The sequence below is a fragment of the Morganella sp. HMSC11D09 genome, assembly GCF_001807955.1.
Lineage (GTDB): Bacteria > Pseudomonadota > Gammaproteobacteria > Enterobacterales > Enterobacteriaceae > Morganella > Morganella morganii.
Genome location: NZ_KV791719.1, coordinates 20,906 through 38,476 on the forward strand (window position 1 = coordinate 20,906; position 17,571 = coordinate 38,476).

11 protein-coding genes and 1 pseudogene are annotated in these 17,571 nt (G+C 49.6%); 1 reads left to right on the forward strand and 11 read right to left on the reverse strand.

All coding sequences use genetic code 11. The features are described 5' to 3' along the window. Positions 1 to 13 precede the first annotated feature (13 nt). Positions 14 to 1,450, reverse strand: a complete 1,437-nt coding sequence (locus tag HMPREF3119_RS18450; protein WP_004242299.1) for an alanine/glycine:cation symporter family protein — start codon at positions 1,448 to 1,450, stop codon at positions 14 to 16. A 14-nt stretch (positions 1,451 to 1,464) separates the two neighbouring features. Then, positions 1,465 to 2,637 (reverse strand): trans-sulfuration enzyme family protein, encoded by a 1,173-nt coding sequence (locus tag HMPREF3119_RS18455; protein ID WP_064483548.1) that lies wholly within the window; start codon positions 2,635 to 2,637, stop codon positions 1,465 to 1,467. A 184-nt stretch (positions 2,638 to 2,821) separates the two neighbouring features. Between HMPREF3119_RS18455 and HMPREF3119_RS18460 the strand changes: the two genes are divergently transcribed. Further along, positions 2,822 to 3,625 (forward strand): MerR family transcriptional regulator, encoded by an 804-nt coding sequence (locus tag HMPREF3119_RS18460; protein ID WP_004904083.1) that lies wholly within the window; start codon positions 2,822 to 2,824, stop codon positions 3,623 to 3,625. A 68-nt stretch (positions 3,626 to 3,693) separates the two neighbouring features. On the opposite strand, the gene HMPREF3119_RS18465 is transcribed toward HMPREF3119_RS18460, so the two are convergent. The 9 genes and pseudogenes from HMPREF3119_RS18465 to secE form a co-directional block, all read right to left on the reverse strand. Further along, entirely contained in the window at positions 3,694 to 5,007 is a 1,314-nt protein-coding gene (locus HMPREF3119_RS18465; RefSeq protein ID WP_004242302.1) for a polysaccharide deacetylase family protein, read from the reverse strand. 85 nt (positions 5,008 to 5,092) lie between these two features. Further along, positions 5,093 to 9,319 carry a DNA-directed RNA polymerase subunit beta' gene (rpoC, locus tag HMPREF3119_RS18470; protein ID WP_004242303.1) on the reverse strand — a complete coding sequence of 1,409 codons (4,227 nt, stop codon included), beginning with the start codon at positions 9,317 to 9,319 and terminating at the stop codon, positions 5,093 to 5,095. Positions 9,320 to 9,427: 108 nt separating this feature from the next. Then, positions 9,428 to 13,455: pseudogene (gene rpoB, locus HMPREF3119_RS18475) on the reverse strand (DNA-directed RNA polymerase subunit beta). A gap of 348 nt (positions 13,456 to 13,803) precedes the next feature. Continuing rightward, positions 13,804 to 14,169 carry a 50S ribosomal protein L7/L12 gene (gene rplL / locus HMPREF3119_RS18480; protein ID WP_004242306.1) on the reverse strand — a complete coding sequence of 122 codons (366 nt, stop codon included), beginning with the start codon at positions 14,167 to 14,169 and terminating at the stop codon, positions 13,804 to 13,806. A gap of 66 nt (positions 14,170 to 14,235) precedes the next feature. Further along, on the reverse strand, positions 14,236 to 14,733 hold the full coding sequence (gene rplJ / locus HMPREF3119_RS18485; RefSeq protein ID WP_004242307.1) for a 50S ribosomal protein L10: 498 nt from the start codon (positions 14,731 to 14,733) through the stop codon (positions 14,236 to 14,238). 320 nt (positions 14,734 to 15,053) lie between these two features. Further along, positions 15,054 to 15,755 carry a 50S ribosomal protein L1 gene (rplA, locus tag HMPREF3119_RS18490; protein WP_004238485.1) on the reverse strand — a complete coding sequence of 234 codons (702 nt, stop codon included), beginning with the start codon at positions 15,753 to 15,755 and terminating at the stop codon, positions 15,054 to 15,056. A gap of 3 nt (positions 15,756 to 15,758) precedes the next feature. Then, the gene (gene rplK, locus HMPREF3119_RS18495; RefSeq protein WP_070580526.1) at positions 15,759 to 16,187 is read right to left on the reverse strand and encodes a 50S ribosomal protein L11; all 429 of its coding nucleotides are present in this window, start codon (positions 16,185 to 16,187) and stop codon (positions 15,759 to 15,761) included. Between the two features lie 148 nt (positions 16,188 to 16,335). After that, positions 16,336 to 16,881: a transcription termination/antitermination protein NusG gene (gene nusG / locus HMPREF3119_RS18500; protein ID WP_004238483.1), complete on the reverse strand. Its 546-nt coding sequence runs from the start codon at positions 16,879 to 16,881 to the stop codon at positions 16,336 to 16,338. A 10-nt stretch (positions 16,882 to 16,891) separates the two neighbouring features. Next, entirely contained in the window at positions 16,892 to 17,269 is a 378-nt protein-coding gene (secE, locus tag HMPREF3119_RS18505; RefSeq protein ID WP_004238482.1) for a preprotein translocase subunit SecE, read from the reverse strand. Positions 17,270 to 17,571 lie beyond the last annotated feature (302 nt).

Here is a 17,571-nt window from a genome sequence, read left to right on the forward strand (position 1 = left end):
CGGCCTGATTTTTTTATTCTATCCGCTTACAGTAAGTCACCGGCGGCACATCCTGTCCGGCATTTTTCGCCGGAATATAGCGATCCCAGAAATCATTAAATAACCGGAAAATCTCTTTCCGCCGGCTCAGTATTAATGTCATGGTGATCAGCACATAGACCGCACTCAGAATATCGGTCAGCGCCCACAAAATATCGGCCTGAAGGTTAGTGAATAACACAATCGGCGCCAGGTAATAAACCCGGTACAAATTCTTCGCGATTTTATTGGCTCTGGTATCCCCGAAGAAAAAGTTCACCGCTTTCTCACAGGTAAAATACATACCGATGGTCGTGGTACAGGCCAGCAGGGTGATAAATATCGCCATAAACCAGCTGCCCGCATCACCGTATGTCACTTTAAATGCCAGCGTGGTCAGGCGTGATGAGGTAATGCCGGCGTAATCCACCCACACGTTAGTGGTCAGAATAGCCAGCGCGGTAACAGTACAGATAATAATGGTCAGGAAAACCTCGCCGAAACCCCAGCTGGACTGGCGGATCGGGTGATCGGTTGTTGCTGCCGCATGTGCCACAATACCGTAGCCGGTTCCGGCGTCATTGGAATAAATCCCCCTGGCGATCCCGAAACGGATGGCTTCCATCACAGTTGCTCCGGCAAATCCGCCGACACCGGCAGCCGGTGAAAAGGCCGATTTAAAAATCAGCGCAAATGCAGGCAGGATCTGATCATAATTCATCACCAGCAGAATAACGGCAACGGTCAGATAGGTGATCGCCAGTTTCGGCACCACACTTTCCATTTTGGAGGAAATACCTTTTAATCCGCCGATAATGACACTGGCAATAAAAATAACCATCACCAGCAATGTCAGGTAACTGTCGACATTAAACGCTTCTTCGATAGAGGACGTCGCGGATTCACTCTGTACCAGACAAGTCCACGGCCCGAGCATAAAACAGCATACCGACAATGCAACCGCACCTTTTTTCCAGCCCAGAGCATGTTCCATCACAAATGAGCGGTCACAGACATACTCATCCATCGATTTTTCATATTTGACGCGGTAACGCTGGCCGAGAATAATTTCACAGGCTTTGGTCGCAATTCCGAAAAAAGCAGAAAACCAGAGCCAGAATATCGCGCCCGGCCCGCCCATCGTAATCGCGGTTGCCACCCCGCCGATACTGCCGATACCCACGGTATTCGCCAGCGCGGTACAGGCGGCGGCAAAACTGGATACTGAGCCCGCCCCCTGAATTTGTTCACCGGCATTTTTTTTCTTAAACAACCCGCCGTAGGTATTTTTAATATTAAAACGAAAATTCAGCTGGTATTTAAACCGGAATTTAATGGTCAGCCAGATACCAAGACTGACTAATAAAACCGGCATCGGATAAGTCCAGATAAAATCTGAAAACTGATTAATAATATTAAGAATCGTGTCCATAATGAGTATCCGGTTTAATTAAACACATCAAGTGCCTGAGTAATATCAGCAATTAAATCTTCGGCAGCTTCGCATCCGGCAGAAATACGGATAAGCCCTTCATGCATACCGAAATCAATCAGTTGCTGCGGTGTAAATTCAGTGCGGAATGCGGTTGCCGGATGCGCCAGAGAGGTGCGGAACCCACCCAGCGTGCCCAGATAGGTAATAAGATTTAAACGGCGGATAAAAGCATCGACTTTTGTCTGGTCATCAGCGACACGGAAACTGAGCATCGGGCCGCAGCCCTGCAGAAACAGGGATTTCGCTAAATCATGCTGAGGATGTGACGCCAGGCCCGGATAATTCACCTGAGCCACACGCGGGTCACCGCTGAGTGCTTCTGCAATATGCTGTGCATTTTCCATCTGGCGCGATAACCGCATTTCCATTGTCCGGATGCTGCGCAGACATAGCCAGGCCGTATAAGGATCACTGCATCCCCCCAACAGACGGGCTTTCAGCTCAATTTTCTGCATCAGTACCTGTGAGCAGGTCACCGAACCGGCAGTTAAATCACTGTGGCCGCCGAAAAATTTGGTCAGGCTGTGGATCACGATGTCCGCGCCGTGCTGTAAGGGTTTGATGACAAACGGGGTTGAAAAGGTATTATCCACCACCAGCAGGCAATCATTCGCCCGGCTGATAGCGGCAATGGCATCGATATCGACCACTTTAATCAGCGGGTTGCTGATAATTTCGGTATACAACATCACCGTTTCCGGCCGGATGGCGGCCTGTACCGACTCCGGCGACAGAAAATCCGCATAGGTTACTGTTACCCCCAACGGAACCAGAATTAAATCAATCAGTTCGATGGTTTCGCCGTAAATAGCCTCATTCACGACAAGATGGTCGCCCTGTCTGAGCAGGCTCAGCAATGTTGCGGAGATTGCTGCCATCCCGGAGGCCATAACGGCAGAGACTTCACCGTCTTCCATCAGTGAAATCGCGGCAGATAAGCTGTCCCGGTTCGGGTTTGCGGTACGGTTATACTGATACTCGCCATTGCCGCTGCTGACAGCAAAATAGTGCTGTGTATCCTGCATGGCATAGGCGGTGGCCGGAAAAATAGCGGGCGCATCCGGATGAATATGACCCGGTAAATTCATTTCCCCTGAATACAATAGCTGTGTGCATTCTTTCATTTTTTATCCTGCTTTTTTAACAATAAATAACAATGCGCACACCCTAAACCTTATAGCTGGAATAAGGTTAAATCCGTAATTCAGGTTATGAGAAGATAATCACAAAATTATTTCCCCGGAAAATAGTATGTTAATTTTAAATCTGATAATTTAAATAAAAGTAATTATTTTACAGGCAGCAATCATGAAGAAATATTTTACTATCGGGGAAACTGCCGCACTATTAGGCGTTTCAACGCAGACACTGCGTTTTTATGATAAAAAATCCATTCTCAAACCCGGTTATACGGATAATGAAAACGGATACCGTTATTATACATTTGAACAGTTTCATTATATCGACAGAATTAAATATCTTCAGAAGATGAATATGAATCTGAGTGATATTAAAACCATTATGGAAAGTGGTGATAAAAATAAATTAACCGAATATTTAATTCAGGAAAAATCCCGCAAATTACAGCAGATGGCAGAATTAAAAAAAACCATTGAAACACTGGACTGGTATCTGGATTACTTTACCTTCACTGATAATAAACCGCGCAACGGAGCTTTTTATACTACCGAATTACCGGAACGCTGGTGTCTGTTTGTTCCCTGTTATCCGGCAGATCGCCCGATTTCAAAAATGGAACTGCGGCTGGCTGAAATGAAAGCCAGACCGGAAAATCAGTCCCTCGATTATCTGCGGCAGTATGCCTATGTGCTGGATTATCAAAACATTATTGAGCAAACCTTTTATCCGTCGAAATACCTGATTTACCTGAAAGAGAAACCGGATTTTGATTCTCCTAACCTGGTGTGTTTACCGGCCGGGTTTTATCTTTGCTGTATCTGTCATTATCTCAGTGAAAATATCGATGCTGAAATGGTGAAACGTTATTTCCACGGAAAAGAAAAACCACGGATGGTTATCGCCAATGAATTTGAAGATAACCTGGTCAGTTATGAATCCGCCCCTTATGAACTGCAATTTCTGATTTCATAATGTACCCGCAAAAAAAACGGCCTGATAATCGTTATTATCAGGCCGTGAGTTGTTATATAAAAACGGGATTATCTGTCGACAACAATATCCTTATTCACCACTTCCGGACCACTGTTACCAATCATGGTGGCAAATTTCTCAATCGGGTCGGTGCGCAGTGCATACAGGCGTTTCAGCGCATACGGATTATCGCCGAGGCGGACTTTCCCCTGAATGGTGGTGACGGCCATCGTCATACCGGCCTGCTGTGCTGCATCCATCGCATCCTGGTTGTATGCCCCGAATGGATATGCCAGGTAATGCTGTTCAGGGTTCAGTTTCGCCAGCACGCGCTGTGAGCGCTGGTAATCCAGCAGGATCGTGTGCTCCTTGCGGCTGAAAATAATCGGGTTTTTGCGGTTATCCAGTCGATGTAAGAAATGCGTATGTGACTGAATATCAAACACATCCCGTGACTGCATCAGCTCCGGCCAGCACATAAACTGCAATCCGTCCGGTGCCCATTTCTGCGGTTTTGATTTCACCCGCGAGGAAATCACAAACAGTGTGGCTTTCTGATCATTCTGCTTCAGGATCGGATATGCATAGCGGTAAACCGATTTCAGGCCATCGTCGAACGTCAGCGCCACCACTTTACCCGGCAGGTTATTTTCCTTCGCCAGATAACCGGCCACATCATCAAGGGAAATCGTCCGGTAACCGGCCTGCTTCAGATAATCCATCTGCGCCTTAAAGGCTTCAACGGATGTGGTGGTCGAGGTATGACGGAAATTCCTGTTTTCACTGTCTTTCAGGATATGATGATACGTCAGGATCGGAATCCCTTTGTCCAGTTCCACATCTGACAGGCGGATGTACGCCAGTCTGTCCGCCAGGCGGATAGTCAGCCAGACAATTTTTTCACCTTCCCGGTTTTCCCTGACCATTTTGGCCAGCACCGGATAACGCAGATCACCAAACAGGGTGGCAACAGGGGATTTAGATTCATCCGGCGAGCCAAACACATTGGTGTTGCTGATGGTTATCAGATAATCATAAATCGGATTATTGAGTTCATTCAGTGTATCCAGCGGCGGCACGACTTTAGGTTTTTTATCTGACAGCTGTTCGCTGCCGATAAAACCGCGATCATTACCAAACTGTAATTCACGGAATTCGCCCTTCATCGGATAAATATAAAAACCGTGTGACGGGTTCAGTTCCGCAACCCCCTGCATCACACCGGCCACCGGAGCAAAAATCACCTGCGGTTCTTTTACCTGAATCAAAACCGGCGGTTCATCTTTCAGTAACCATTCCTGAGAATCAGAAGGCACTTCCGCCGCCCGGCTGACACCGGCGACAGAAAATAAAATCATAAAAATAAACAATACGTTGCGCATAATATGCCCGTTTACCTGCTGTACTGCACAAAAAAGCCCTCCTTAAAAAAGGAGGGCTGTTCAGTCAGTTACATTGCTGTATCACTTACTCTTTGCTGCCACCGAAGCCGGCGTTCAGAAGCTCAGCTAAGTTAGCTGTTGCTTCATCAGCGCTGACCTGCTGTGGTGCTGCCTCGGCAGTTTCTGCCAGGTGACGGCGGCGGATACGATCCTGGTGGTACGCGAAACCGGTACCGGCCGGGATCAGGCGACCCACAATGACGTTCTCTTTCAGACCGCGCAGTTCGTCGCGTTTACCCGCAACGGCCGCTTCGGTCAGAACGCGTGTGGTCTCCTGGAACGATGCCGCAGAGATAAAGGACTCTGTTGCCAGAGACGCTTTGGTGATACCCAGCAGATCACGTTCGAAGGTTGCAGGGATTTTGCCTTCCTGCTCCAGCAGACGGTTTGCCACTTTCACGCGTGCATATTCAACCTGCTCACCTTCGAGGAACTCAGAGCTTCCCGCAGAGGTGATGGTGACTTTACGCAGCATCTGACGAACGATAACTTCGATGTGTTTATCGTTAATCTTAACGCCCTGTAAGCGGTAAACTTCCTGGACTTCGTTCGCGATATAACGTGCAACGGCATTCACGCCGCGCAGACGCAGGATATCGTGCGGTGATTCCGGACCATCAGATACGACGTCACCACGTTCAACCATTTCACCTTCGAACACGTTGAGCTGACGCCATTTCGGAATCATCTCTTCGTAAGGATCGCTGCCGTCGATTGGTGTGATCACCAGACGACGCTTACCTTTGGTCTCTTTACCGAACGAGATGATACCGCTGATTTCAGCCAGGATCGCAGGCTCTTTCGGACGACGCGCTTCGAACAGATCCGCAACGCGCGGCAGACCACCGGTAATATCCTTGGTACCGACAGATTCCTGCGGGATACGTGCCAGCGTGTCACCGGCGGTGATTGCCACGCCGTCATCCAGCTGAACAATCGCTTTACCCGGTAAGAAGTACGCGGCAGGCATATCAGTGTTCGGGATCAGAACATCGTTACCCTGTGCATCGACAATTTTCAGTGCCGGACGCATTTCTTTCGCACTGGTGGTACGTTCTGCAGAATCCAGAACAACCAGTGAGGACAGACCGGTTAATTCATCAGTCTGACGGGTAATGGTCTGGCCGTCGTGCATGTCGGTAAAGCGGATGATACCGGACACTTCACTGACAACCGGCATGGTATGCGGATCCCAGTTAGCGACAGTTTCACCGCCGTTGACGGCTTCACCGTCACCTTTGGAGAGCTGGGCACCGTAAGGTACTTTGTAGCTCTCTTTGGTACGGCCGAATTCGTCGATCAGACGCAGCTCTGTGTTACGGGACGTGATAACCAGTTTGCCCGCAGAGTTCATGATGAACTTCGCGTTGAACAGTTTCAGTGTACCCTTGTTACGGACCTGAATGCTGGATTCCGCAGCAGCACGGGATGCCGCACCACCGATGTGGAACGTACGCATCGTCAGCTGTGTACCCGGTTCACCGATTGACTGTGCCGCGATAACACCCACCGCCTCACCGGCGTTGATGATGTGACCACGCGCCAGGTCACGGCCGTAGCATTTCGCACAAACACCGAAGTCAGTTTCGCAACTAACCACAGAGCGGACTTTCACGCTGTCGACTGAGTTTTCTTCTAACAGGTCACACTGTTTTTCGTGCAGCAGGGTGTTACGCGGGATAAGAATATCCGCAGTACCCGGCTTCAGAATATCTTCAGCAGCCACACGGCCTAATACGCGGTCGCGCAGAGGTTCTTTAACATCACCACCCTCGATAACCGGGGTCATGACGATACCTTCGTGCGTACCACAGTCATCTTCAGTGATGACGAGGTCTTGCGCCACGTCAACCAGACGACGGGTCAGGTAACCGGAGTTTGCTGTTTTCAGTGCGGTATCCGCCAGACCTTTACGTGCACCGTGGGTTGAGATGAAGTACTGGAGTACGTCAAGACCTTCACGGAAGTTCGCGGTGATTGGCGTTTCGATGATGGAACCATCCGGTTTCGCCATCAGACCACGCATACCGGCCAGCTGACGAATCTGTGCAGCAGAACCACGCGCACCGGAGTCGGCCATCATAAAGATACTGTTGAAAGAAACCTGCTGTTCTTCTTCGCCGTCGCGGTTAACCACGGTTTCAACAGACAGGTTTTCCATCATCGCCTTGGCAACACGTTCGTTGGCCGCGGCCCAGATATCGATAACTTTGTTATAACGTTCGCCGGCGGTAACCAGACCAGACTGGAACTGCTCCTGGATTTCTGCCACTTCCGCTTCGGCTTCCGCGATGATCCCGGCTTTTTTCTCCGGAATAACCATGTCATCGATACCAACGGATGCACCTGAACGGGCAGCGTAGGCAAAACCGGTGTACATGATCTGGTCAGCAAAGATAACGGTCGGCTTCAGACCCAGAATACGGTAACAGGTGTTCAGCATTTTGGAGATTGCTTTTTTACCCAGCGGCTGGTTAACCAGTGAGTAAGGCAGACCACGCGGAACGATACGCCATAAGATGGCACGGCCGACAGTGGTATCAATCATGCTGGTACGCTTGGTGATATTACCTTCGCCGTCTTTCACTTCTTCAGTGATACGGACTTTCACACGGGCATGCAGAGACGCATGACCGGCGCGGTATACACGCTCAGCTTCAGTTGAACCGTTCAGTACCATGCCTTCGCCTTTGGCGTTAACACAGTCACGGGTCATGTAGTACAGGCCCAGAACAACGTCCTGAGAAGGTACGATAATCGGATCGCCGCTTGCCGGTGACAGGATGTTGTTGGTGGACATCATCAGGGCACGGGCTTCGAGCTGAGCTTCCAGGGTCAGAGGAACGTGAACCGCCATCTGGTCACCATCGAAGTCGGCGTTATATGCCGCACAAACGAGCGGGTGCAGCTGGATAGCTTTACCTTCGATAAGGATTGGTTCAAACGCCTGAATACCCAGACGGTGAAGTGTCGGTGCACGGTTCAGGAGAACCGGGTGCTCACGGATAACTTCATCCAGGATATCCCATACGACCGCTTCTTCGCGCTCAACCATTTTCTTGGCTGCTTTAATGGTGGTTGCGAGACCACGCAGTTCCAGCTTGCCGTAGATGAACGGTTTGAACAGTTCCAGTGCCATTTTCTTAGGCAGACCGCACTGATGCAGACGCAGGTATGGACCTACGGTGATTACAGAACGACCGGAATAGTCAACACGCTTACCGAGCAGGTTCTGACGGAAACGACCCTGTTTACCTTTGATCATGTCTGCCAGAGATTTCAGCGGACGCTTGTTAGAGCCGGTAATTGCACGACCACGACGGCCGTTATCCAGCAGCGCATCCACGGCTTCCTGCAGCATACGTTTTTCGTTACGTACGATGATGTCAGGTGCAGCCAGATCCAGCAGGCGTTTCAGACGGTTGTTACGGTTGATCACACGACGGTACAGATCGTTCAGATCTGAAGTCGCAAAGCGACCACCGTCGAGCGGAACTAACGGACGCAGATCCGGTGGTAACACCGGCAGCACTGTCAGGATCATCCACTCAGGTTTGTTACCGGACTGAATGAAGGCTTCCAGCAGCTTGATGCGCTTGGTCAGTTTCTTACGTTTGGTTTCTGAATTGGTTTCATTCAGTTCTTCGCGCAGGTTTTCGACTTCCTGTTCCAGATCCATTGCTTTCAGCAATGCCTGGATGGCTTCCGCACCCATTTTCGCGTCGAATTCATCACCGAACTCTTCCAGAGCGTCGAGATACTGTTCTTCTGTCAGAATCTGGCTGCGCTCAAGGCTGGTCATCCCGCCTTCAACAACAACATAAGATTCAAAGTACAGAACACGTTCGATATCACGCAGCGGCATATCCAGCAGCAGGCCGATACGGGACGGCAGTGATTTCAGGAACCAGATGTGTGCGGTCGGTGATGCCAGTTCGATGTGACCCATGCGCTCACGGCGCACTTTAGTCTGAGTCACTTCAACACCACACTTCTCACAAATCACACCACGGTGTTTCAGACGTTTGTACTTACCGCACAAACATTCGTAATCTTTTACCGGCCCGAAGATACGCGCACAGAAAAGCCCGTCACGCTCAGGTTTGAACGTACGGTAGTTAATGGTTTCCGGCTTTTTCACTTCACCAAATGACCATGAACGAATCATGTCAGGTGAGGCCAGACCAATTTTGATCGCATCAAACTCTTCGGTCTTGGTTTGCGCTTTCAGAAACTTTAATAAGTCTTTCACGAAATGGCTCCTGTCGGAGTTAGACCTGTGAGACAAACGGTCGTCTGTTTGTCCCTTAAACCAGATTTACTGGTGCTGCCCGTGTACCACGGGCAGCCACAACGGTAATTACTCGTCTTCCAGCTCGATATTGATACCGAGGGAACGGATTTCTTTCAGCAATACGTTGAAAGATTCCGGCATTCCCGGCTCCATCTGATGACTGCCGTCGACGATGTTTTTATACATCTTCGTACGACCGTTAACGTCATCCGATTTCACAGTCAGCATCTCCTGGAGGGTGTAAGCGGCACCGTATGCTTCCAGTGCCCACACTTCCATCTCCCCGAAGCGCTGACCACCGAACTGTGCCTTACCACCCAGCGGCTGCTGGGTAACCAGGCTGTAAGAACCGGTAGAACGCGCATGCATCTTGTCATCAACCAGGTGGTTCAGTTTCAGCATGTACATATAGCCGACGGTAACCTGACGCTCGAACTGCTCGCCGGTACGACCATCAAACAGTGTGATCTGACCGGAAGTCGGTAAGCCACCCAGGGTCAGTAATGCTTTGATTTCCTGCTCTTTTGCACCATCGAATACTGGTGTTGCTGTCGGCATACCTTTTTTCAGGTTGTCCGCCAGACGCAGAACTTCTTCATCACTGAAGGTGTTCAGATCCACTTTCTGACGCGGGTCGTTACCCAGGTCATAGGCTTTCTGGATGAATTCACGTAATTTCGCGACTTCCTGCTGCTCTTTGATCATCTGGTTGATTTTGTCACCGATGCCTTTCGCAGCCATACCCAGGTGGGTTTCCAGAATCTGACCGATGTTCATACGCGATGGTACGCCCAGCGGGTTCAGTACGATGTCAACAGGGTTACCTTTTTCATCGTATGGCATATCTTCGATAGGGTTAATTTTTGAGATAACCCCTTTGTTACCGTGACGACCCGCCATTTTATCACCAGGCTGGATCTGACGTTTAACAGCCAGATACACTTTAACGATTTTCAGCACGCCCGGTGCCAGATCATCGCCCTGGGTGATTTTGCGGCGTTTCGCTTCCAGTTTCTTGGCGAACTCAGATTTCAGTTCGTCATACTGTTCTGCCAGCTGTTCTAACTGATTCTGTTTCTCTTCATCAGTCAGAGCCAGTTCTAACCAGCGCTCGCGCGGCAGTTTGTCCAGTTTGTCAGCTTCCATACCGCCGTTGATCAGAACGGAACGGATACGGCTGAACAGACCGGCTTCCAGAATCTGGAGCTCTTCGGTCAGGTCTTTCTTCGCGTCACGCAGCTGCATCTCTTCGATTTCGAGAGCACGCTTGTCTTTTTCCACGCCATCGCGGGTAAAGACCTGGACGTCGATAACAGTACCGGAAACACCATTCGGTACGCGCAGAGATGAATCTTTCACGTCTGACGCTTTTTCACCGAAGATAGCACGCAGCAGTTTCTCTTCCGGGGTTAACTGTGTTTCACCTTTCGGTGTCACTTTACCGACCAGAATGTCGCCGCCTTTCACTTCCGCACCGATATACACGATACCGGATTCATCCAGTTTGGAGAGAGCCGCTTCACCCACGTTAGGGATGTCCGCAGTGATCTCTTCAGGCCCCAGTTTGGTGTCACGGGACACACAAGCCAGTTCCTGGATGTGGATAGTGGTGAAACGGTCTTCCTGAACAACACGCTCGGACACGAGGATGGAGTCTTCGAAGTTGTAACCGTTCCATGGCATAAATGCCACACGCATGTTCTGACCCAGTGCCAGTTCGCCGAGGTCAGTTGACGGACCATCAGCCAGCACGTCACCGCGCTCAACCGGCTCACCCAGCGATACGCAAGGAGTCTGGTTGATACAGGTGTTCTGGTTAGAACGGGTATATTTGGTCAGGCTGTAGATGTCGATGCCCGCTTCGCCGGCATACATTTCATCTTCATTTACCTTGATAACGATACGTGATGCGTCAACGTACTGAACAGTACCGCCGCGTTTGGCTACGGCTGTAACACCGGAGTCAACTGCTACCGCACGTTCCATACCGGTACCAACCAGTGGCTTGTCAGCGCGCAGAGTCGGAACCGCCTGACGTTGCATGTTCGCACCCATCAATGCACGGTTGGCGTCATCGTGTTCCAGGAACGGGATCAGGGATGCACCGACAGAAACCACCTGCTGGGTGGAAACGTCCATGTACTGAACCTGATCACGGCTGAATAAGCTGGATTCACCTTTGTTACGGCAGGTGATCAGTTCATCAACGAAGTGGCCGTCGTCATCTAATACGGTGTTTGCCTGTGCAATGATGAAGTTACCTTCTTCGATTGCAGACAGGTAATGAATTTCATCGGTAACAACATCGTCACGCACTAAACGGTACGGGGTTTCCAGGAAACCATATTCGTTAGTCTGTGCATAAACAGATAAGGAGTTAATCAGACCGATGTTCGGACCTTCAGGGGTCTCGATAGGACATACGCGACCGTAGTGAGTCGGGTGAACGTCTCGGACTTCGAAGCCGGCACGTTCACGGGTCAGACCACCCGGGCCTAATGCTGAGATACGGCGTTTGTGCGTAATTTCTGACAGCGGGTTGTTCTGGTCCATAAACTGGGACAGCTGGCTGGAACCAAAGAACTCTTTAACCGCAGCAGAAATCGGCTTGGCGTTGATCATATCCTGAGGCATCAGGTTATCCAGATCACCCAGAGACAGACGCTCTTTCACTGCACGCTCAACACGGACCAGACCCACACGGAACTGGTTCTCTGCCATTTCACCGACAGAACGGATACGACGGTTACCTAAGTGGTCGATATCGTCCACTTCACCGCGGCCGTTACGGATGTCGATCAGTTTCTTCATGACATCAGTAATGTCCTGCTGGCTCAGAATCCCGGTACCGTCAGAGTCATCACGACCCAGTGAACGGTTGAACTTCATGCGGCCGACCGCAGACAGATCATAACGATCTTCAGAGAAGAACAGGTTCTCGAACAGGTTTTCAGCAGCTTCGCGGGTTGGCGGCTCACCAGGGCGCATCATGCGGTAGATTTCTACCAGTGCGCTTAAACGATCGTTGGTCGGATCCACACGCAGGGTTTCTGACATGTAGGCGCCGTGATCCAGGTCGTTGGTGAACAGGGTTTCAATGGTTTTGTGACCGGACTGGCTCAGACGCGCCAGCAGATCCAGTGACATTTCCATGTTCGCCGCACAGATTAATTCGCCGGTCGCTTCATCGATGTAATCACGCGCAACCACTTTGCCTGCGATATATTCAACAGGAACTTCAATCTGGCTGACTTCGTCTTTTTCCAGCTGACGGATATGACGGGCAGTGATACGACGGCCTTTCTCAATATAAACTTTACCGTTCGCTTCGATATCGAAGGACGCAGTTTCACCACGCAGACGCTCAGGAATGAGGGTCATGGTCAGTTTATTATTGCGGATTTCAAAGGTGGTTTTTTCGAAGAACAGGTTCAGAATGTCTTCGGTGCTGAAATTCATCGCACGCAGAATGATCGAAGCCGGTAATTTACGGCGGCGGTCAATACGGACAAATAAGTTGTCTTTCGATCGAACTCGAAATCCAGCCATGAACCACGGTAAGGAATGATACGTGCGTTATACAGCACTTTACCGGAAGAGTGTGTTTTACCTTTGTCACTGTCAAAGAACACGCCCGGGCTGCGGTGTAACTGAGAAACGATAACACGCTCAGTACCGTTGATAACGAACGTTCCGTTTTCGGTCATGAGCGGAATCTCGCCCATGTAAACTTCCTGTTCTTTAATATCTTTAACTGTGCCTTCCGGTGCTTCACGCTCGTAAACAACCAGACGCAGTTTTACGCGCAGTGGTGCGGAAAAGGTTACGCCGCGGATCTGACATTCTTTAACGTCAAATACCGGCTCACCCAGACGGAAGCTGACATATTGCAGTTCAGCATTGCCACTGTAGCTCTGAATCGGGAAAACGGAACGGAACGCGGCTTCCAGGCCGTTCTGACCGTCCGGATCGAGTTCAATGAATTTCTGGAATGAATCCAGCTGGATAGAAAGGAGATAAGGTACATCCAGCACTTGCGGACGTTTACCAAAATCCTTACGAATACGTTTCTTCTCGGTATAGGAGTAAACCATAGGGTTCCTCAGCTCGCTTGATCAGTGACCCGGCCTGCCCGTATCGGACGGACAGTCGCTACAACTATCTAATTTGGACAGAAAATTGAACATTTTCTGTTAATACCCATTGCTATTACTCTTAAATCATTTCATTGCGCTGCTGACTACCGAGCTACCCGAGCGAATCGCAGTCATAAACACAGTATATTAAGTCGTCAATAGCAAAAAGTATTCGGAGAGTTTGCGGGTGTCAGATAACACAACTGTTACCCCGGAAACACACGCATACGCATTAGCGCAAAAAGGCTGGTGACCAATAAGTCACCAGCCATCAGCCATTTTCAGGCTGCTACTGCAAAAAGTGGCTTATTTAACTTCAACTTCCGCGCCAGCTTCTTCCAGAGATTTTTTCAGAGTTTCAGCTTCATCTTTGCTCACACCTTCTTTCAGTGCAGCAGGTGCGCTTTCAACTAAGTCTTTAGCTTCTTTCAGGCCCAGACCAGTTGCGCCGCGAACAGCTTTGATTACTGCAACTTTGTTAGCGCCTGCAGCTTTCAGAATAACGTCGAACTCAGTTTTCTCTTCAGCAGCTTCAGCAGGACCCGCAGCAACTGCTACAGCAGCAGCAGCAGAAACGCCGAATTTTTCTTCCATCATGGTGATCAGTTCAACAACGTCCATTACAGACATTTCAGCAACTGCGTCCAGGATTTGTTCTTTAGTGATAGACATACGATATGTTCCTAAAATTCAGAATAAGTTTATACGTTAAAAAGCAACGAAGAAAAGAAAGGGCAATTAAGCTGCTTCTTTCTGATCGCGTAACGCTGCCAGAGTGCGAACCAGTTTGCCTGCAGAGGCTTCTTTCATGGTTGCCATCAGGCGCGCGATTGCTTCTTCGTAAGTCGGGAGTGTTGCTAAGCGATCGATATCTTTCGCTGCAATTAACTCACCTTCAAAGGCTGCGGCTTTAATCTCGAATGCAGGGTTCGCTTTCGCGAATTCTTTGAACAGACGAGCAGCAGCGCCCGGATGTTCATGAGAAAATGCAATCAAGGTAGGACCGACGAATACGTCTTTCAGGCACTCAGAAGAGGTACCTTCAACAGCACGACGCAGCAGGGTGTTACGTACTACACGTACAGTAACGCCAGCTTCACGACATGCTTTACGCAGACCGGTCATTTTATCTACAGTCACACCACGGGAATCCGCGACAACTGCAGACAGCGCACCTTTGGCAACTTCGCTGACTTCAGCAACAATCGCTTGTTTGTCTTGAAGATTTAATGCCATTAGCTTCTTGCTCCTGGTTTAGCCGGGTAATACAACCCCGGAACTCACTTCACTCAGCACCGGAAGGTGGAGAGCGCTAAAACACGGTGAGCAGAATACTCGAATAAAATTCTTGTGGCTCTGTCACCGTCTACGCAGGAAAATTAAGTAATCACTTACACCTGCGGTCTTGGACGGGGCCCGGAAAAGGCCGGGCTCCAACCGAAATTCTGGCTGTGCCTGATTCTGTGATAATTTCACTAAATCAAATACAGCAAACATTGGGCGTCAGATTCTACAGAAACCTGACCCCAATGTAAAGCGCTTACTATCCGCAGATATTAAGCAGCAGCAGTCAGACCAGACTGGTCGATTGCAACACCCGCACCCATGGTGGTAGACAGGCTGATTTTCTTGATGTACACGCCTTTCGCTGAAGATGGTTTTGCTTTTTTCAGCGCAACCAGCAGAGCTTCCAGGTTTTCTTTCAGTTTATCAGTGTCGAAATCTACTTTACCGATAGTGGTGTGGATGATCCCGTTTTTGTCGTTACGGTAACGAACCTGACCCGCTTTAGCGTTGTTCACAGCTTCAGCAACGTTAGGCGTTACAGTACCCACTTTCGGGTTTGGCATCAGGCCGCGCGGGCCTAAGATCTGACCTAATTGGCCAACAACGCGCATTGCATCCGGAGATGCGATAACAACGTCGAAGTCCATTTCGCCGGCTTTGATTTTGTCAGCCAGGTCTTCCATACCAACCAGTTCTGCACCTGCAGCTTTAGCAGCTTCAGCGTTAGCGCCCTGTGCGAACACAGCTACGCGGACAGAACGACCGGTACCGTTTGGCAGTACAGTTGCACCGCGAACGTTTTGGTCAGATTTACGTGCATCGATACCCAGGTTAACGGCAACGTCAACGCTTTCAACGAATTTAGCAGTCGCTAATTCTTTCAGCAGGGCTACGGCTTCATTGATGTCGTACAGTTTGGTAGCATCAACTTTTTCACGGATATTGCGCATGCGCTTGGTCAGTTTAGCCATCGATTAACCCTCCACTACCAGGCCCATGGAACGAGCAGTACCTTCGATAGAACGCATCATAGCTTCTACATCGGCACCAGTCATATCCACTGCTTTAGTCTCAGCAATCTCACGAACCTGAGCAGAAGTAATTTTACCTACTTTCTCTTTGTTCGGTTTGCCGGAACCAGATTTCAGACCTGCAGCTTTCTTCAGTAAAACTGCCGCTGGCGGAGTTTTAGTGATGAAAGTGAAAGAACGGTCAGCATAAACGGTGATAACAACCGGGATTGGTAAACCTTTTTCCATGCTGTCTGTTTTGGCGTTAAACGCTTTACAGAATTCCATGATGTTCACACCCTGCTGACCCAGTGCTGGACCAACCGGTGGACTTGGGTTTGCCATACCAGCTGCAACCTGCAGTTTGATATAGGCTTGTACTTTCTTAGCCATTTAAAAAATCCTCAATGTGGGTAATAGCGCCGGTTATCCCGGCTCCCCTATGAATACAGGCCCGCGTGAAAACGCGAACCCCTGAAAAACAAAAGGCGCGAAATTGTAGATAAATTTCCCGCCCTTTGCAAGCCCGGAAAAAAAACCGTTACGGTTTTTCGACCTGACTGAAATCCAGTTCGACCGGTGTTGCACGACCAAAAATAGAGACTGATACCTTCAGGCGGCTCTTCTCGTAGTCGACTTCTTCAACAACACCGTTAAAGTCTGCAAACGGACCATCGGAAACACGGACCATTTCGCCCGGCTCGAACAGCGTTTTCGGACGCGGCTTATCACCCACCTGCTGCAGGCGGTTCATAATCGCATCAACTTCTTTATCGCTGATCGGTGCAGGACGATCGGATGTTCCGCCGATGAATCCCATTACACGCGGTACGTTACGCACCAGATGCCAGGATGCATCGTTCATCGCCATCTGAACCAGGACATAGCCCGGGAAGAATTTGCGCTCACTTTTGCGGCGCTGACCGCTGCGGATCTCGACGACTTCTTCCGTTGGCACCATGACTTCGCCAAATGAATCTTCCATCCCGTTGATTTTGATATGTTCACGCAGAGACTGCGCAACCCGGCTCTCGAATCCGGAGAAAGCCTGGATGACATACCAACGTTTTTTAGGAGAATCCGACATCTTTAGAACCTCAGAAGGATGTTATATAGGAAACAAGACGGACAAGGATACCATCAAGGCCCCATAACACTAACGACATAACCGCTGTGACTGCCGCAACGATCAGTGTTGTATGCAGTGTTTCCTGACGTGTAGGCCAGATCACTTTACGCATTTCAACCCGTGCTTCGCGGGCAAAAGTCAGTGTCGCTTTGCCTTTCGTTGTCCACAGTGCAATACCACCGGCTAATGCGATGACGACAACAACTGCCAGCGCACGCAGCGCGAGATTAAATTCGCGGAAGTAGTAGTTACCGCCGATAGCAGCGATCAGCAGAACTGCGACCACTAACCATTTGGCAATGTCAGCACCACGGCCGTTTTGTTGAGCTTCGCTATTCGCACTCATAAACCAACCTGTAACCATGAAATAAAAAAGTCAGCCGGACTGCCTCGCTGTTGCAAAACAAATCAGACCAAAATTAGGGACAGATGCAATTGTATCTGACTTGGCGTCATAATCCAGCATGAGTTTCGTATTCTTCGAGATACTCACCATTCGTTGCGTGAGAGCCTATCTCACCAGTAGTTGATGATCAACTAGTGATGAGATAGGTTCTTCATAAAACAACGCAGAAAAAGGGCATCAAATGATGCCCTTTTTAGGATTATTACATCCGTAATTAACCCATCACTTTCGCTACAACACCC

Bases quoted from the DNA above. Each gene is read 5' to 3' on its own strand.
- HMPREF3119_RS18450 (WP_004242299.1), bottom strand. From the start codon at position 1,450: ATGGACACGATTCTTAATATTATTAATCAGTTTTCAGATTTTATCTGG.
- HMPREF3119_RS18455 (WP_064483548.1), bottom strand. From the start codon at position 2,637: ATGAAAGAATGCACACAGCTATTGTATTCAGGGGAAATGAATTTACCG.
- HMPREF3119_RS18460 (WP_004904083.1), top strand. From the start codon at position 2,822: ATGAAGAAATATTTTACTATCGGGGAAACTGCCGCACTATTAGGCGTT.
- HMPREF3119_RS18465 (WP_004242302.1), bottom strand. From the start codon at position 5,007: ATGCGCAACGTATTGTTTATTTTTATGATTTTATTTTCTGTCGCCGGT.
- rplL (WP_004242306.1), bottom strand. From the start codon at position 14,169: ATGTCTATCACTAAAGAACAAATCCTGGACGCAGTTGCTGAAATGTCT.
- rplJ (WP_004242307.1), bottom strand. From the start codon at position 14,733: ATGGCATTAAATCTTCAAGACAAACAAGCGATTGTTGCTGAAGTCAGC.
- rplA (WP_004238485.1), bottom strand. From the start codon at position 15,755: ATGGCTAAACTGACCAAGCGCATGCGCAATATCCGTGAAAAAGTTGAT.
- rplK (WP_070580526.1), bottom strand. From the start codon at position 16,187: ATGGCTAAGAAAGTACAAGCCTATATCAAACTGCAGGTTGCAGCTGGT.
- nusG (WP_004238483.1), bottom strand. From the start codon at position 16,881: ATGTCGGATTCTCCTAAAAAACGTTGGTATGTCATCCAGGCTTTCTCC.
- secE (WP_004238482.1), bottom strand. From the start codon at position 17,269: ATGAGTGCGAATAGCGAAGCTCAACAAAACGGCCGTGGTGCTGACATT.